At 66.2% G+C, this 17,618-nt stretch carries 11 protein-coding genes; 2 read left to right on the top strand and 9 right to left on the bottom strand.

The features are described from left to right. Nucleotides 1–311: 311 nt before the first annotated feature. The 7 genes from BI327_RS29010 to BI327_RS28980 form a co-directional block, all read right to left on the bottom strand. Entirely contained in the window at nt 312–3,839 is a 3,528-nt protein-coding gene (locus tag BI327_RS29010; RefSeq protein WP_159450493.1) for an Ig-like domain repeat protein, read from the bottom strand. A gap of 307 nt (nt 3,840–4,146) precedes the next feature. Then, a complete protein-coding gene (locus BI327_RS29005; protein WP_076864853.1) occupies nt 4,147–5,025 on the bottom strand; it encodes an efflux RND transporter periplasmic adaptor subunit in 879 nt (292 codons plus the stop codon). 7 nt (nt 5,026–5,032) lie between these two features. After that, nucleotides 5,033–5,929 carry an alpha/beta fold hydrolase gene (locus BI327_RS29000; protein ID WP_159450492.1) on the bottom strand — a complete coding sequence of 299 codons (897 nt, stop codon included), beginning with the start codon at nt 5,927–5,929 and terminating at the stop codon, nt 5,033–5,035. 415 nt (nt 5,930–6,344) lie between these two features. Beyond that, nucleotides 6,345–6,599 (bottom strand): hypothetical protein, encoded by a 255-nt coding sequence (locus BI327_RS28995; RefSeq protein WP_394329891.1) that lies wholly within the window; start codon nt 6,597–6,599, stop codon nt 6,345–6,347. 164 nt (nt 6,600–6,763) lie between these two features. Continuing rightward, nucleotides 6,764–6,973 (bottom strand): cold-shock protein, encoded by a 210-nt coding sequence (locus tag BI327_RS28990; RefSeq protein ID WP_018269429.1) that lies wholly within the window; start codon nt 6,971–6,973, stop codon nt 6,764–6,766. A gap of 231 nt (nt 6,974–7,204) precedes the next feature. Next, complete coding sequence (locus BI327_RS28985) at nt 7,205–9,640, bottom strand: adenylate/guanylate cyclase domain-containing protein (RefSeq protein ID WP_076864672.1); 2,436 nt, start codon at nt 9,638–9,640, stop codon at nt 7,205–7,207. 318 nt (nt 9,641–9,958) lie between these two features. After that, nucleotides 9,959–12,016, bottom strand: a complete 2,058-nt coding sequence (locus BI327_RS28980) for an AsmA family protein (protein ID WP_076864671.1) — start codon at nt 12,014–12,016, stop codon at nt 9,959–9,961. 212 nt (nt 12,017–12,228) lie between these two features. Here BI327_RS28980 and BI327_RS28975 point away from each other — a divergent pair, with 212 nt between their 5' ends. Together BI327_RS28975 and BI327_RS28970 are read left to right on the top strand one after the other, a co-directional pair. Continuing rightward, entirely contained in the window at nt 12,229–12,903 is a 675-nt protein-coding gene (locus BI327_RS28975; RefSeq protein ID WP_076864670.1) for a Crp/Fnr family transcriptional regulator, read from the top strand. 416 nt (nt 12,904–13,319) lie between these two features. After that, nucleotides 13,320–13,955 (top strand): pyridoxamine 5'-phosphate oxidase family protein, encoded by a 636-nt coding sequence (locus tag BI327_RS28970; RefSeq protein ID WP_076864669.1) that lies wholly within the window; start codon nt 13,320–13,322, stop codon nt 13,953–13,955. Between the two features lie 8 nt (nt 13,956–13,963). Here the strand turns inward: BI327_RS28970 and BI327_RS28965 are convergent, their stop codons facing one another. Next, nucleotides 13,964–14,371: a nuclear transport factor 2 family protein gene (locus BI327_RS28965; RefSeq protein WP_076864668.1), complete on the bottom strand. Its 408-nt coding sequence runs from the start codon at nt 14,369–14,371 to the stop codon at nt 13,964–13,966. Nucleotides 14,372–14,460: 89 nt separating this feature from the next. Continuing rightward, complete coding sequence (locus BI327_RS28960; protein WP_076864667.1) at nt 14,461–17,613, bottom strand: efflux RND transporter permease subunit; 3,153 nt, start codon at nt 17,611–17,613, stop codon at nt 14,461–14,463. Nucleotides 17,614–17,618: the final 5 nt, after the last annotated feature.

Raw genomic sequence — 17,618 nt, 5'->3', positions numbered from 1 at the left:
CTCCCCAACCCTCCCCCGCAAGGGGGGAGGGAGCCTGTCGTGCGTGCTCACCTCACATTGCGCGGCGGCACCTGTCGTATTCAACATTGACTGCTTGCAGAGGTTGGTCGCACCCGCCGTGATGGAGCCACCGGCGGATGGGTTCCCTCCCCCCTTGCGGGGGAGGGTTAGGGAGAGGGGTGCCCCTTGCTCCGCCGCGAGACGCATCGCGTAGCGATGCTCGAAGGTGTTTCGCGTCCGCGCTCGCGCCCAGCGGCCGCATCGGATCACCCTCGCGCAGCAGCGCGCCGCATCCGCAACTCCAACGTCGCCTATTGCGCGCCGAACGGCACCGAGGCGCGCACCCGATAGGTCCACAGCGCGAACTGGCCGCCGATGCCGCCGCGCTCGGCGCCGAGCGCTACCTGCGCGCCATCACCAAACCGCGCCGCGATGCCCGCAGTGGCGCGCGCCGACCAGCCGTCGAGCACGAACTGTGTCGGCACCGCCGGCGCTGCGATCGGCGCAGCTGCGTTGTCCCGGTTGAAATAGTAGTCGCCGTAGAGCCCGGCATAGGGTGCGAATTCTGCGGTCGGTGACCACGCGATGGGATAGGCGACCTTGACGCCGCCGCTGGCGCGGCCGGTGGCGAAATCGCGCGCGGTCTGCAGCGTGCCGAGGCTGTCGGTATACGCGTTCTCGTGCTCCCACAGTGCATAGACCCGCGCCGATGGCTCGATCATGAAGCCGTAGGCACGGTAGTTGCCGGTCACGCCACCCGAAGCCAGCCAGCGCTCGCCGCCGAAATTGCCGGTCGCAGTGCCGGCGGAACCGTCATAGCCGATCCCGGAATAGGTCACGGCGGCATCGAAGCGGATATCGTGCGAGATCATCCAGCCGAGATAGCTGCCGATCGTCCAGCCGTCGCCCTTCAGCCGGCCCTGCAGCGCATCGGAGCGGAAGTCGAAATTCTCGTAACCGCCGAGCACGCCGAGCAGGAAGTTCGGCGTGATCTTCCTGCTGATGCCGGCGAGCACATTGACCTGATTGCCCCACAGCATGGTCTGGCCCGGCAGCACGCCCACGCCGCCGACACCGCTGGTGCCCCAGCGATCAAGCGTTGCACCATGCACTTCGGCCCAGGCGTACCAGTCGCGCGGCTCGACTTGGCGCGGCGCCTTCACCGCCTTGGTGGTGAGCGCGGCGAAAGCGTCGTCGATCCGCTGCGGAGAGTTGCGCGCATAGGCCTGCGCATTCGCGCCGCTGCCTTGCGCGATGCCCGTGCTGGTACCCGTGCCCGTCGGCTGCTCCGGCGCGGCTTCGGGATCGGCGGCGAAGTTGAAGCGGATGCCGGAAGCATTCGGCTGCGCGAAGCTGCCGCCATCAGAAAATGCTTCCGATATCGCCGAATTGACCGCGCCCGAGATCGCCTGCCCCGAATTCTGCGCCGCCACCGGCGCCGCCAGCACCTGCATGGCACGCAGTTTCAAGCTGTCGGCCGGCGTGTTGACGGCCTGGATCACCGGCGGCGCGGTGCTCGCCGCGAAGCTCGCACTGCCGCCATAGCTCGCGGTGATGGTGTGGCTGCCGAGTGTCAGCGCAGACGACGTGAAGGTGGCGACCCCCGCGCCCGAGAGCGCGATCGTGCCGAGCACGCTGCCGCCGTCCTTGAACGTCACGGTGCCGCCCGGGGTGCCGCCGGAACTGGTCGCCGTCGCGGTGAAGGTCACGGCCTGGCCGACCTGGCTCGGATTCTGCGACGAGGCCAGCGTCAGCGTGGTCGGATTGAGGTTGATGGTCTCGACGAGCGGCACTGTGCTCCGGCCGAACGCCGCGTCGCCGCTGTAGGACGCCATCACCGTGAAGCTGCCGGCGGCCGCGAAGCTGTGGTTCAGCGTCACAGTGCCCGCACCCAGCGTGCCGGTCGCGCTGGTGCCGTCACCGAAATTGAACGTCACCGTGCCGGTCGGCGTGCCGCCGCTGCCGTTGACCGTGGCGGTGAAGCCGATCGCTTGTCCGGCATTGCCCGGATTGGCCGAGGATGACAGCGTGATCGTGGTCGCGGTGACGCCGACCTGTTCACTCAAAGTGGCCGAGCTCGCGCCGAATGTGGTGTTGCCGCCATAGGAGGCGGTCACGGTGAAGCTGCCGGAGGCCGCAAAGCTGTGGCTCAGCGTCACCGTGCCTGCGGCCAGCGTGCCCGTCGCGGTGGTGCTGTCGCCGAAATTGAAGGTCACGGTACCGGTCGGCGTGCCGCCCGAGCCGCTGACATGGGCGGTGAAGCTGATCGCCTGCCCGACATTGCCGGGATTGGCCGAGGGCGTCAGTGTCGTCGTGGTCGCGGCGACGCTGATCCCCTCGGTGATCGTGGCCGAGCTTGCCGAGAAGCTCGGGTCGCCGCCGTAGGAGGCGGTTACGGTGAAGTTGCCGGCGGCCGCAAAAGTGTGGCTGGCGGTCGCTGTGCCGGCGGCCAGCGTCGCCGTCGTGCTGCTGCCGTCGCCGAAATTGAAGGTCACCGTGCCGGTCGGCGTGCCGCCCGAGCCGCTGACATGGGCGGTGAAGCTGATCGCCTGTCCGACATTGCCGGGATTGGCCGAGGGGGTCAGCGTCGTGGTCGATGCGGGCAGTGTCACCGTTTGCTGGACGTTGCCGCTCGTGCTCGCCTGGAAGCCGCTGGTTGCAGTGTAACTGGCCGTGGCCAGGAAGCTGCCGGCAGACGTGTAGGCGTGGTTGATCGTGGCGACGCCGCCCGACAACGTCGCCGTTCCGCTCCCGCCGTCGCCGAAATTGAAGGTCACCGTGCCGGTCGGCGTGCCGCCGGTGGACGCAGTCACGGTAGCGGTGAAGGTGACCGGCTGCCCGATCGTGCTCTGCGGGGTCGACGCCGTCAGCCCCGTGGTCGTCGCGGCCGGGTTGACCGTCTCGGTGCTGGAGCCCGCACTGCTCGCGGCGAAGCCCGTGGTGCCGCTATAGCTCACGTTGAGGGTGAAGACGCCGCTGGTCGTATAGACATGGTTGGCGGCCGCATGGCCGTTCGAGACGGTGACGTTGACGATGGTGCCGTCACCGAAATCGAACGCCACGGTGCCGCCGTTCGGGCTGTCAGCCATGCTAGTGACGTTGGCGCTCAAAGTGAAGGTCTGTCCGGCAAAGATGGGATCGGCTGAACGCGACGGAGTCACGCTTGTCGGCGCTTGCACCGATTGCGTGGTGGTCGCCGTGAACGGGTTGTAATTACTGTCGCCGTTGTAGGTACCGGTGATGGTGTAGGCGCCGCCCGTGGCATAGGTGTGGGTTCCGCTCGAGCTGAGGCTGACGGTCTGCGTGCTTCCGTCACCATAATCGAGCGTCATCGTGCCGGTGGGTTGCGGACCACCGGCGACCGGGGCGACGATGAAGGCGACGTTGACCGGTTGCGCCGGCGTGCTCGGATTGGGCACCTGGATGAAGGTGATCCCGCCGACGGTGCCCTTGGTAATGGTCACCGAGGCAGTGCCGCTGCTCGGGTTGGAGCCGACATCGCTAACGTAGGAGGCGGTGACCGTGTAGTTGCCGGCAGCGGAATACTGGTGAGTCGTGACCGCGGGCGCGCCGCTCGTCACCAGCTGGGAGCTGGTCGGGGAACCATCGCCGAAATCGAAGGTGATGGTTCCGGTCGCCGTCGAAACGCTATCGGTGGCCACAGCGGTGAACGCCACGGCCTCGCCGAGCGCGGCGGATTGGGCGGGTGGCGAGACCGTGGTCGTGCTGCTGGCGGCGAGGCCCGGCGAGACAACGCCGAGCAGCACGAGCGTCGCGAGCAGCATCGAGGCCGCCAGGGTGCGCAACGACCGCCCACACCATTGCCGCCAACCGGGCACCAGCGAACTCCTGGCCGCAAATCCGCAGGTGTCCGACCCCATTGGGGCACCCCGTGATCGGCAAATGCACTGTCAAAACAACGCGAAACCCACGTGTGAGGGACGAGGGCAGCCGCACCGCCCACGCCGCTCACATGCGGCAACCTGCCGCAGTCAGGACGCCGCGGCAAACGCTTTCGCACAGTAGCGCGCAGATTGCCGTCTAGCTGTGTTGCTACCGCCACAAGCGCCGCGCCGTGATGCACGGCGCGCGGGCGCACTCACCTTCCTTGTGGCGACGCGCCGTTTGGTCGTGGCGTGATTTGCGCTACTTCGCGTCGGCGCTGGCACCGACCGGCCGCACCGGATCGCCCTCGCGCAGCAGTGCGCCGGCGCGGGCGACGACGATGTCGCCTTCCTGGATGCCGTCGCGGATCTCGACCTGGCCGGCCGACATCAATCCGGTCTCCACCCGCCGCGTCTCGACGCGGCCGCCGCGCACCACCTGCACCACGGTGCCGGCGGTGGAATAGAGGATCGCGGTCAGCGGCACCGCGACGCCGCAGCTCTGCCCGGTCTTGATCTGGGCGCGCCCGCTCGAATTCACCAGCAGCCGCTTGTTGGCGCCGATGCCGATGAACACCTGGCCGAGCTGGCTGTTCGGCTCGACCGTCGGCGCGATCCGCCGCACCTTGCCGTCGAGGTCGCCGGCGCCGAGGATCGTCAGGCGCGCGGTCTGCTCGGTCTTCAGCTTGGCGATGTCGCGGGTCGGCACCATGCCGACCAGATCGTATTCGCTCTTGGTGATGATCGAGAACAGCGCGTCCTTGCCCGATGCCGGGCTGCCGACGATCGCTGCCGACGCCGAGATCGTGCCTGCCACCGGCGCGGTGACGTTGCTCACATTGCTGCCGTCGGTCAGCTTCGCCAGCACCTGCCCGGCGGTGACGGTGTCGCCGGGATCGGCCATCACCTCCGCCACCTTCAGGCCAAAGCGGTCGGGCCGGATCTGCTGCTCGTCGCGCGGCAGCACGATGCCCGAGACCTCGACGATATTGCCGAAGCAGTACTTCGAGGCCTTCAGCACTGTCACCGCCGCGCCCTTCGGCGCAGCGTCCGCCTCGCCCGCGGCGAACGCAGGAGAAGCCGCGAGCAGAAGTAGCGCGGAGGCGGCGAGCGCCGAGGCGTGCATGCGGGGCAAAATCATCGGCAAACTATTCCCAAAATGAGGGCCTCCTGAATACCAGATGCCGCCTGGCCGAGCCAGCCGGCTGCGCCGCCTCGGCCGCATCCGCATTGGCCGCCAGCTCCAGCTTGGCCAGTTCCTCGGCGCGCCAGATGTGCCGCAAGATCTCAGGATTGACGCGCTCGGCATGCGTCACCGGCAGCATGTGGCCGGCGGCCGGCAGATGCCGCAGCTCGGCGCCATCAATGATCGCGGCGAGCTTGGCGACAATGCGCTGCGTCACATAGGGCGACAGCCCGCCCGACATCACAAGCGTCGGCAACTTCAGCGCGCGGGCGGCGGCCGCGACGCCGTCGAGATCTAGCGCGGCGTTGAAATCATACGGCAGCTTGTCGGCCTGCTCGATCATCCGCAGCCGCCCGCTCGGCGAGAACTGCTCGCGCGGCCCGGAGCCGGCCCAGAACGCGGTGAACGCCTCGATCGCCTCCATCGCGGCGCCGTCGAAAATATCCTGCGATATCACCCGCGCGATCCGCGCGAAGCGCTCGTACAGCCGCGCGTCGGCAGGCGTGTCGCGCAGCAACGTCGGCAGCACCGGCTCGATCAGCGTCAAACTCCGAACGCGCGACGCATGGGCCGATGCAGTTGCGAGCCGAAACGCGATCGCTCCGCCATAGGAATGCCCGATCAGATGGATCGGCCCGGTGGCCTTGGCGAGCCAGGGCTCGAGCCGCGCAATCTCGCCATCCAGCGTCCGCGGCCAGTCGCGCCCGCAGGCCGCCACGCCATAGCCGGAAATATCCGGCGCCATGAAGGGAGTGCCGCCGAGCGCGGCCGCAAGCTTCGTCCATTGCCGTCCCGACCCCAGCGAGCAGTGCAACGCCACCACCGACGCCGCAGCCGGCGTTCCGTCCAATCCCGTCATCAAACCCATCCTGCGTGTTCTTGTTGTCGTGCAGGCGCGCGTTCGCACGCGCCCGTCATGACGCGAGCGAGGCGGGGGATGGGTTATTCCTCGGAGGGGTGCGGGAGGTCGTGATCGTGATTGCAGCGCCAATCAGATTCACTCGATGGTGATTTGGGGCTCGAATGAGTTCGCGGAAACGAAAGCGAGCGGCGCAGCAGCTGGAGTTTCGTGTTGCAAATGTGAATCAGAAACGCGGCCGCATATTCGCTGTCGTCCTGGCGGAGGCCAGGACCCATCACCCCGAATGGTGGTTGTGGCGCGAGGCTGGGGCCGCGATCCCGCTCATCACGGATAGCGGTGGTTATGGGTCCCGGCCTGCGCCGGGACGACGTGGGGAGGATGTCGCTTACTCTGCCGCGAGCGCGGCAGCCCGTCAGCGCACGATCCGCTTCACGCGGCGCGCGGGCTTTGGCTTGGCGGTCGTCGGTGTCTCCGCCTCCGTCGCGGCACCGGCATCGCGGGCTTCGCGGAGTGCGCGCAATCGTTCCATGTTCTGGCGCACGGCAATTGCCTCGCGCTCGACATCGGCCATTGCGCGCGCGCCCTCTTCGGCCGCAAGCCGCAGGCGTTCGGCGCGCGCCAGGCTTTCGGGGGTGGGAACGGGCGGCGTTCGGGTGGCCATGGTCATCCTTGCTTCAAATGCACCAAGGCCCGCTCAACCTGTTCAGATCGAGCGGGCCTGGCAGTCACTCCAGTACATCCGTGGAATGACGCCGCGGCATGGGTGCACTATCATCCGGAAAGCCTGAACCGGCTATCCTTTGGGACCAACGCGCAGCGTTGGTCCGCGACTTAGACGATCTGAAGGTTCTCGGCGCTGGTCTTGCCGCGCATCTTGTCGGTCTTCAGCTCGAACGAAACCTTCTGGCCCTCAGCGAGGCCCGACAAACCGGCGCGCTCGACCGCGCTGATGTGAACGAACACATCCTTGCTGCCATCGCTCGGCTCGATGAAACCAAAGCCCTTCTGGCCGTTGAACCACTTCACAGTACCTGTCGGCATTCTCTTCTCCAAAACGCGCCTATGCGCATGTGTTGCGCAGAATTGCGCACCATCGATTGAACTCACGATGTCTTTGGAGGAGGGCCGTTCTGACCATTCAACAAGGCACAACGGCTAATCGAATGCCGCAAATATACACACTTTCCGCGCGAATGCAAGGTTTTGCGGTAACGGGTTCCGCTCGCAGCCGCCGTCAGCCTCGCCTCGCAATGACGCGTGGAGCGAGCAGCGTCACTCCGCCGCCGCCTCCGCCGATGGCTCGCCCTTCCAGCTCAGGATCTCCGCGGCCAGGATCGGATGGTTGAATCCCTTCACCACGAGGTCGTCGATGGCGCGGCCTTCGACGCAAGCTTCGACCATGCCGTAGACGCGGCGGCTCACCACGATCTGGTTGGGCTTGGCCTCGCCGCACAGGCGGGAGGCGAGGTTGGTGACGCTGCCGATCGCGGCGTATTCAAGCCGCTGCTCGAAGCCGACCTGGCCGAGCGTGGCATAGCCGAGCGCGATGCCGATGCCGAAACCCAAACTATGCCCGCGATTGCGCCACTTCTCGGTCAGCGGGCCGACCGTGTCGCGCATCTCCACCGCCATCTTCACGGCGCGCGCGGTGTGGTCGGCGAGCTGGATCGGCGCGTTGAACAGGATCATCACGCCGTCGCCGGCATATTTGTCGAGCGTGCCTTCATATTTGAAGATCAGCTTGCCGAGCGCTGCGTGATATTCGCGCAGCACGTTCATCGCCTCCTCGGGCTCGGTCGCCTCGGTGAAGGCCGTAAAGCCGCGCAGATCGCAGAACACCACGGTGACCTCGCGGCGGTGGCTCTCGAGCAGGCCCTCGGGATTGTCCGACGAAGCGATCAGCTGCGCCACCTGCGGCGCCAGGAAGCGCTCGAGCTTGCGGATGCGCTCGATCTCGCCGAGCTGGGTCTCGACCCGCGCCTCCAGCGACTTGTTCCAGTCCTTCAGCGCCTCGGTCTGCTCGCGCAGCTTGTCGGCCTGCTCGCGCACGGTGCTGTTGGCCCGTTCCAGCGCGTGGCTCTTCTGGTCCACTTCGGTGAACAGCCGCGCATTGCGCATCGCCAGCACCGCCTGGTGCGCAAAGGTCTTCATCAAGCCGATCAGGCCCGCAGGGAAATCGCCGGCAACCTTGCGCAGCACCACCAGCGCGCCGAGCACGCCCTGCTGATCGACCAGCGGCACGATGAGCACCGAGTGGAAGCCGGCGCCGACCACGACATCGCGCAGGGGATGATCGGGCTGATCTGTAAGGTCGGGGAACGCCAGCGGCTCACCTTTCGCCGCGGCCTCGCCGAGCGGGCTGTGATCGGCGTCGATCGCGCGATGACCCCCGTCAGCCGCGCTCTTGATGCCGATCGATTGCGTCAGGTTGAAAGCGCGCTGCGCGGCGTCATAGCCATAGATCAGCACGGCGTCGGCATGGGTGATCTCGAGCGCGCGGGCGGCGACCGTCGGCAGCACGGCGTTGAGGTCGAGCGAGGACGCCACCGCGCGGCCGACCTCCTCCAGCACCTTCAGCTCGTTGATCGATTGCGCGAGGTCGCGGGTGCGCTCCTTCACCTTCCATTCGAGATCGGAGTAAGTCTCGGCCAGCTGCCCCGCCATGCTGTTGAACTGGCCGGCGAGCTCCTCAAGTTCGTCCGCGGTCTTCACCTCGATGCGATGGCCGAAGTCGCCGGCCCCTAGCCGCCGCGCGCCGGCGCGAAGGGCGGTGATCGGCACCAGCATCCGCCGTGCCAGGATCGTGCCGGCGATGATCGCGACCACGAGGCCGAGCGCGATCAACAGCGCGATGCGCACCAGCTGGTCGCGGATCGGCGACAGCGCCTGCGCGGTCGGCTGCTCATAGAACACGTGCCAGCCGAGGTTTGGTGCCGATGCCGCCGTGGTCAGCACTGCGTTGCCGTCGACATCCTTGCCGGACGCGACCGGCTTGCCGCTCGGCGACAGCACGGCCGCGACCTGCGGCAGCGCGGCGAGATCCTTGCCGATCTCCGGTCCCTTCGACGAGCTCGCCAGCACCCGGCCCTTGGCGTCGACGACATAGGCATAGGCGAGGCGGCCGACCTGGGAATCGCCGAAATAGTCGGTGAGGAAGCGCAGGTCGATCTCGGCCACGGTGACGCCGGCATTGAAGCCGGAATGCTGCTCGCCGATCGACATATAGGGCCGCTCGTCGCGGAAATACGCCGGCGCGTAGGCGGTGCCGCGGCTGACGGTCTCGATGAAGCGGAGGTCGCGGGAGAGGTCGGTGTTGGAGTTCACTGTGACGGTCTGGCGCGACAGCCGCAGCAACTCGCGGCCCTGGCCGTCGATCAGCGTGAGCTGGCTCACCGCCGGCACCTGGCCGAGCAGCTGGGCGTAGTCGGCGCGGCGCAGCTCGATGGTGTTGGAGGAGGCGCGGGTCACCCAGGAGATCTGGCGCTCGAGGTCGGAGATCGACTGCTCGATGCGCTTGGCGGTGGCGTCCGCCTTCTCGCTCATCGCGTCAGTGAGCGTGCTCTTGATGCCGCGATAGCTGATCCAGGTCTCGAGCGCGCCGTTGACCGCCAGCACGAACACGACAAGGCCGACCAGCGCGAGGACGTATTTGGCGAACAGGCCGCCGCGCAGGAACCAGTTCTTGCCCTTGTCCGTAGCCCCGTTCATTCAGCCTCGTCCGTCCCCTCCAATCCCGTCGGGTGCGCCGCATTATGTGCTGCTGTTTAGCACGGATCGGCAGGGCAAGGCTGGTCCCGCGGGCCGCATGGTTACCGCCGGATAGGAGGTTTTGAGTTGGAAGGGCGAACCGTCAGCGGAAGCGGAGTAAGCGGCACACTCTCTCCACGTCGTCCTGGCGAAAGCCAGGACCCATAACCACCGCCATCCCATGATGAGCGGGATCGCGGCCCCAGCGCGGCGCCATAGCCACCATTCGGGGTAATGGGTCCTGGCTTTCGCCAGGACGACAGCGAGTATGCGGAAATATCAGCGCTTGAACAGCTCGCGCAGCACGTCGTTCATCGCGGGGCTGTCGTGCTGCTCGGCGGTGTCGGCCGGCGGAGGAGCGGGTGGCGAGGCCTGGTCGGCGGCGGGCGGCGCGTTTGCCTCGGGCCTGGCGAGGCTGCGACTCGGGCGGGAGGCGTTGCCCTGGTTCAGGGTGGAGAGGCCCTGCTGCAGCAGGTTCCCGATGGTGTCGCCGAGCTGCCCGCCGAGCGGGTTGCTCTGGCCGGCCGCGCCCGGAGCCTGGCCGGTGCCGGGCTGCGGTGCGGTTCCACCGCCCTGCACGCCGTTGAGGAGATTGCTCAGTCCGTTGAGGCCCTGGCTCAGGCCATTCGCCCCGAACAGGCCCTTGCCCATCTCCTTGAGCTTGGCATAGGCGGCCTCGGGATTGTCGAGGATGCCCTGCATCTCGGGATAGATCCGCGGGGCCACCCAGGGACCCTCGAGCATCACGGGGATGCCGAGCCCGACCGGATTGCCGGCGCGGCCCTGGCCTTCGGTGGTCATCACGAGCTGCGGCTCGACGCGGAACCCGATCTGGCGGGTGTTGAGATCGATGGTGCCGACCCCGGTCATCTTCACCAGCGGCCCGATCAAATTGAGATCGGTGGTGACGGCCTGGCCCTTGTCGACCTTGAACGAGGCCGAGAGCTGGCTGAGATCAGTCGACAGCTCCTGGCTCTGCTGCCAGCCCGACAAGGTGCTGGTGGTGAGGTTGCGGATCATCTGCGCGACGTTGAGGCCGAGGATCTTGCCGTTCTGGAACACGACGAAGGCGGTGCCGCCGAGATTGCCGACGATGGCGCGCTCGCTGGTGCCCTGCGAGGTCAGCGCGATCTTCGCCTGCATCCTGCCGTCGAGCTTGTCGAACTCGGCGAGGCTCTTCAGCACCGGCAGCGCGCGCACGCCGGCGAGATCGAGCCGCAGCACGTAGGCTGGAGTGGCAGTCCGCGCGTCGATGGTGACGTCGGCATTGGCGGTGCCCTCATAGGCGCCGAGATTGGCGAGCTTGCCCTTCAGCACGCCGCTGTCGATGGACGCATCGATCGCAGCCTGCGCAAAGCCGCCGTCGCCGATCACGAGCTCCGCCGCCGAGATACGCGCCTGCGCATCGACATAGTTGAGCCCTTTGAGATCGATCGACGCGTTGCTCCAGCTGTTGGTGCCCAATGGCTGCGTGGTGTCGGGCTGTCCCGGCGTGGTCGCGATCGAGATGCGCTGGAAGTCGAGATCGAGCTTCACCAGCGGCTTGTTGCTGGCGAAGTCGACCGAGGCCCAGCCGGTGAAGCCGCCGTCACCGAGCGTGCCGGACACGCCGTTGAACATCATCACCGTGCCGTTCAAGCGCAGCTCGGCATTGGCCTTGATCGCGGCAGGCAACAGGCTGGGGGCATCGATGGTGAATTCGGCCGGCACGTTCTGACGTTCGAGGGATGCTTGCGGCGCGGTCGCACGGATTTCGAACTTCAGCGGCTTGTCGCCCGTTCGCGCGTCACCGGTGACGACGATCTTGCGGTCGTCGCCGACCGTCGCATCGACATTAAGCGCCTCGATCCGGTTCTCGACCCGGTCGCGCACATTGGCGAACACGATGGTGCCGCCGCTGACGCCGACATGCCGGATCGTGATGCCGCCATTGTCGGATGCGGACGACTTCGCCGGCGGATTGTGGTCGCGGGTGCGCTCACGCTGCAGCGGCAGATTGATCAGCGGCTTGACGATCACGAGGTCGGTGATATCGGGTCGGCCCGACCACAGGCTCGACAGCGTCATTTCGGCTTCGACGCTGCTGGCGGCAAAGCGGTTGTTGGCCTCGCGCTCCCGCGGATCCTGCAACACGACGTCACTGAGCGTCAGGTTGACCGTCGGCCACAGGCCAATCCTGGCGCCGCCATTGATGGTGAGCTTGTAGCCGGTCTCACGCTCGACCCGCTCGGTGATCGCGGATGTCAGGTAGGAGGACGGGATTCCAACCGCGGCCACCAGCGCGATGATCACGATCACGACAGCGATGGCGGCCCCGGCGAATTTCAGTGCTCTCATATCGTCGTTCCAGGCCGGGCAAGCAGGGTTCCACCGCGGAAAGACACGGTCGATCGCACGAGATTATCCCGCAAACGGGACCTCGCTCCAATGACCGGAAAAATAATCCGTTACCAGCATGAACTTATGTGACCTCTCACACACTCTTATGTGGGTGATTTTGCTAACCGGGCGTCAGGGGACCGCTCGGATGGATTTGGAAGGCAAATAAAATGAGCAAACAGGCCGAATTTGCGGTCATTCTGAAGATGAACCCGATGTTCGCCGATCTCGGTGCGGACGAGTTGCAGCGGCTTGCCGGCCTCTGCCACACCCAGCAACTCGCCAACGGCGAGGTGCTGTTCCAGAAAGGCGATCCCGGCGATGCCCTGTTTGGGGTCCGCCGCGGCCAGATGCGGATCGAAACCGGAGCCTCCGACGGCAGCCGGCTCACACTGAACTTCATGGGGCCTGGCGATCTGTTCGGCGAAGTCGCCGTGCTCGACGGTCAGGATCGCACCGCGGATGCCACTGCGGGCGAGCCGACCGAATTGTTCGTCTTGCGCCGGGAGGATTTCCTCGGCTTCCTCGAGCGCGAGCCGAAGGTCGCGGTCAGGCTGATTGCATTGCTGTGCCAGCGCATCCGCTGGCAGAGCGAGCGAATGGAAGAATCCGTGCTGCAGCCGTTGCCGGTGCGCCTCGCACGCCGGCTGTGCGCGCTGGCCGAGGATTTCGGTTCAGAGGTGCACATCTCGCAGGAACAGCTCGGCATCTTCGTCGGCGCCGCGCGCGAGAGCGTCAACCGGCAACTGCAGACCTGGCGCAAGGACGGCATCGTCGACCTGCAACGCGGGCGGATCATGTTGCACAATATGTCAAAGCTGACGGCGGTCGCGCGCAACGACTAGAGCGTTGTCGAGCGAAGTCGCGTCAAACGAGAAGCTGGATGATTGCCTGCAACGCGCGCGAGAAACCGATCCTCTCGCGCGCGTTTTTTGCGAATGTTGACGTACTCCTGCCTAAAAGACTTGCTTGCATGACGAGGCCGGTATCGCTTTCATCGGCCCGCCGGTCCTTGGGGTGACACCCAGCCTTGCTGGCCTCACGCCATCCACCTGCAAACCCCTGCGGTCTTTCCCGTTGACCGCAGGGGTTTTGCATTTCGCGTCTGCGCGACGCAAATCCGCCTGCCTCAATCGGCCCCGGAGCCGAGCTTGCGCTTGAATATCGCGGCGAAAGCGCCGGCGGATGCGCGCTTCTGCGGTCTGGACTATGCTGTTCCCGCACTCTACTTCGGTGCGGGAATGGAAACGGGAGGTTCCTCATGGACAACCAGGGCGCGGGCGGCAAGCCGCCGGTCAAATCGCAGGAGGATCTCCGCGGCCATTTCGGGCAAGTGAGCCCGCTTGCCGAGAAGAAGGTCCTCCACCATCTCGACAAGTTCTGCCGCGACTTCATTGCGCTGTCGCCGTTCCTGGTGATCGCCTCCAGCGACGGCAAGGGCCATGCCGACGCCAGTCCGCGCGGCGACGCGCCGGGCTTCGTTTCGGTGATCGACGACAAGACGCTGCTGATCCCGGACCGTCGCGGCAACAACCGCGTCGATACGTTCGGCAATATCATCGCCTCGCCCGGGATCGGGCTGATCTTCATGGTGCCCGGCATCAACGAGACGCTGCGCGTCAACGGGCGGGCCGAGATCTCGCAGGAGCCGGACCTTCTGACGCCGCTGACCGTGCAGAACGTCACGCCGATCATCGGCCTCAAGGTGCATGTCGACGAAACCTATTTCCATTGCGGCAAGGCGCTGATGCGCTCGAAGCTGTGGAATCCCGCCGCGCAGGTCGAGCGCCAGAGCTTTCCGACGCTCGGCCGGATCATCGCCGAGCAGACCGCCGCGGTGGAGGTCGAGGTCGCCGAGAAGGCGATGGAAGAGGCCTATCGCACGAGGCTCTACTGACTGGAGCGCTAGGGCGACGTTATGTGCTTCAAGAGCGCCGTATCGGCGAACTCGACGAGCTCGGCGATCTTGCCATTTTCGAACCTGAAGAGATCGAGCACATCCGTGGTGAAGGTGATCTTCTTCGGAATGAAGTAAACGGTGATGGTCGAATGCACGGCAGCCCGATCGCCGTCGACGAGAAAGCTCGTGATCTTGCGATCCATGAACTCGAAGGCCGTGATGAACTGCGCCAGCGCCTGCGTGATATTTGCATGCCCCTCAACGGCGCCCGTCAAATGAAGGGCCTTCTTGTCACCGACCAGTTCGAAGCTCGAATTGGGACCAAATGTGTCCATCAATGAATCAATGTCACCCTTGCCGCGAGCGGTGTAGGCCTGAGTGACCAAGCGCTGCATTGTTTCACGATCTGTCATAGGGAGCCCTCCTCTCCGTCTGAAAGTCCGGCACTCTACCACGCCGCGAGTGCGGTTGGCGCACAACTTTCAGCAGGGGGCTGCGGGGCTTACTCCGCGGCGGGCGAGATCATGCTGGGCGGGCCGCCCTGCCGCTTGGTCTCGTCGGTCTTGTTCTCGCTCGGGGTCAGCTCGTGGTCGGCATGCGAGACCACGAGCCGCTTGCCGAAGCGCCAGATCAGGTTGCCGATATCGTCCATCACCATGAACATCGCCGGCACGAACACCAGCGACAGCACGGTCGAGAAGATCAGGCCGCCGATCACCGCGAGCGCCATCGGCGAGCGGAATTCGCCGCCGGCGCCGAACGCCAGCGCTGACGGCATCATGCCGGCTGCCATCGCGATCGTGGTCATCACGATCGGACGGGCGCGCTTCATGCCGGCGTCGATCATCGCCTCCTCGCGCGCCTTGCCGTCGCGGATCGCCTCCACCGCGAACTCCACCAGCATGATGGCGTTCTTGGTGACGATGCCCATCAGCATCAGGATGCCGATCCACACCGGCGTGGTGAGCTGCTTGCCGGTCAGGAGCAGCGCGCCGATCGCGCCGCCGATCGAGAGCGGCAGCGAGAACAGGATGGTGATCGGCTGCAGGAAGGTGCCGAACAGCAGCACCAGCACGGCATAGACCATCATCAGGCCGGCGGTGATCGCGGTGGCGAAGCCGTCGGACAGCTCGGCGAGGCTCTCGGCGTCGCCGGACGGGCTGACCTTCACGCCCTTCGGCAGGCTCTTCATGACCGGCAGGTCGTAGATCAGCTTGGTGGCGTCGCCGAGCGCGGCATTGCCGACCAGGTCGGCGGCGACGGTGGCCTGCCGCTCGCGGTCGTAGCGGTTGATGCTGGTCGGGCCCTGGTCGAGCTGGATGTCGGCCACGACTGACAGCGGTACGCCGCCGCGCTCGCCGCGCTGGCCGAGCGGAACCCGCAGCTGCTGCAACATCTGCAGGTCGCTGCGCGCATTGTCCTCGAGCTGGACGCGGATCGGCACCTGGCGGTCGCCGGCGTCGAACTTGGCGAGCGCCGGGCCGACATCGCCGATGGTGGCGACGCGGATGGTCTGCGACAGGCTCTCGGTCGAGACGCCGAGCCGTGCCGCGAGCTCGGCGCGCGGACGGATGCGCAGCTCGGGCCGGTCGAGCGCGGTCTCCGAGATCACGTTGGCGATGATCGGGATCCGCTTCATCTGCGTCGCCAGCTCGCTGGCGACGTTGTTGACGATGTTGCTGTCGGTGCCGGTCACCACCAGCGAGATGGCACGCAGGCCGTTCTCGTCGAGGAACCAGAACCTGATGTCAGGGACGTTATCGAGGTCCTTGCCGATCGACAGTTCGAGCTCGCGCTGGGTGATCTTGCGGTCAGCCTTCGGCGTATAGTTGATGATCAGCGCGGCGCGGCGCACCTCCTGGATGCCCGGCGGCACGCGGCCGCCGTCGACGAACACGCTCTTCACCTCGGGCCGCTTGCGCAAGCGCGCCACGATCTCCTCGGTGACCTTCTCGGTGTAGGCGAGCTGCGAACCGGGCGGCAGCTCCATCGCGAGCAGCGAGCGCGCGGTATCCTGCGCGGGCAGGAAGCCCTGCGGCAGCAGCGTGATGCTCCAGATCGACGCGGCGAAGATCGCAAAGCCGATCAGCACGGTGATGAAATAGTGCTTCACCGACCAGGTGACGAGGCTGTGATAGGTGCGCAGGATGCGGCCGGGCGGCGGGTCGTCGTGGTCATGATGCTTGAGAAAATAGGCGGCCAGCATCGGCGTCACGAAGCGCGCGGCGAGCAGCGAGAAGAACACCTGCACCGATACGGTGATGCCGAACTGCTTGAAGAACTGTCCGGCGATCCCCGACATGAAGCTCGCGGGAGCAAAGATCGCGATGATGGTGAGCGAGATCGCGATCACCGCAAGGCCGATCTCGTCGGCGGCTTCGAGCGCCGCGCGATAGGGCGTCTTGCCCATCCGCATGTGGCGGACGATGTTCTCGATCTCGACGATGGCGTCGTCGACCAGGATGCCGGTCGACAGCGTGATGGCGAGGAAGGAGACCAGGTTGAGCGAGAAGCCGAGCAGGTCCATCGCCCAGAATGCCGGGAAGATCGACAGCGGCAACGAGACCGCCGCGATGATCGTGGCGCGCATGTCGCGCAGGAACAGCAGCACGATGATGACGGCGAGGATCGCGCCCTCGAACAGGGTCGAGATCGCGGCCTCGTAATTGCCCTTGGTGAATTCGACCGAGGTGTCGATCAGCTTGAGGTCGACGTCGGGGTAGGCGACCTTCAGGGCGTCGATCCGCTTCTGCACCGCGGCCGCGACCACGACGTCGCTGGCGCCCTTGGAGCGCTTGATGCCGAGCGCCACCACCGGCTCGCCGTTGAAGCGGGCGAAGGTGCGCCGGTCGGCGATGGTGTCGGTGACGGTGCCGAGATCGTCGAGCCGGATCTCGCCGCCGCCGAACAGCGGAATCATGGTTCCGGCAAGCTCGTTCAGCGTCTTGGCGCCGGCCAGCGTGCGGATCGCCTGGTCGTTCTTGCCGATCTCGGCGCGGCCGCCGGCGACATCGACATTGGTGCCGCGCAGGATCTGGCTGACATTGACCGCGGTGAGCCCTACCGCCTGCAGCTTGTCGGGATCGAGCGAGACCAGGATCTCGCGCTCGACGCCGCCGATGCGCTCGACCTGGGCGACGCCGCGCACGCCCTGCAATGCGCGCTTGACCACGTCGTCGACAAAATATGACAGCTGCTCCGGCGTCTTGCCGGGCGAGATCGCAGCATAAGTGACAATCGGCAGGCCGATCACGTCGACGCGCTGGATCAATGGCTCGGTGACGTTCTGCGGCAGGTTGGCGCGCACGCGCGTCACCGCGTCCTTGACGTCGTTGAGCGCGCGGTCGGTGTTGGTCTCCAGCGCGAACTGGATCGTGGTCACCGACAGGCCGTCGGTGATCGAGGACGAGATGTGGCGCACGCCCTCGACGCCGGAGACGCCGTCTTCGATCGTCTTGGTGACCTGCGATTCAAGTTCCGACGGCGCTGCGCCGAACTGCGAGACCGCGACCGAGATCACCGGAATGTCGGCGCTCGGCAGCCGGGTCACCGCGAGCTTGGTGAAGGAGACCCAGCCCAGCACGAGCAGGATGATGGAGAAGACGATCGAGGGAAGCGGGTTCCGGATCGACCATGCCGAGATGTTCAAAGCCATTGATG

The organism is Bradyrhizobium mercantei (genome assembly GCF_001982635.1).
GTDB lineage: Bacteria > Pseudomonadota > Alphaproteobacteria > Rhizobiales > Xanthobacteraceae > Bradyrhizobium > Bradyrhizobium mercantei.
Note: the sequence above shows the minus strand (reverse complement) of the source record. Positions and strands in the feature narration are given on the sequence as shown.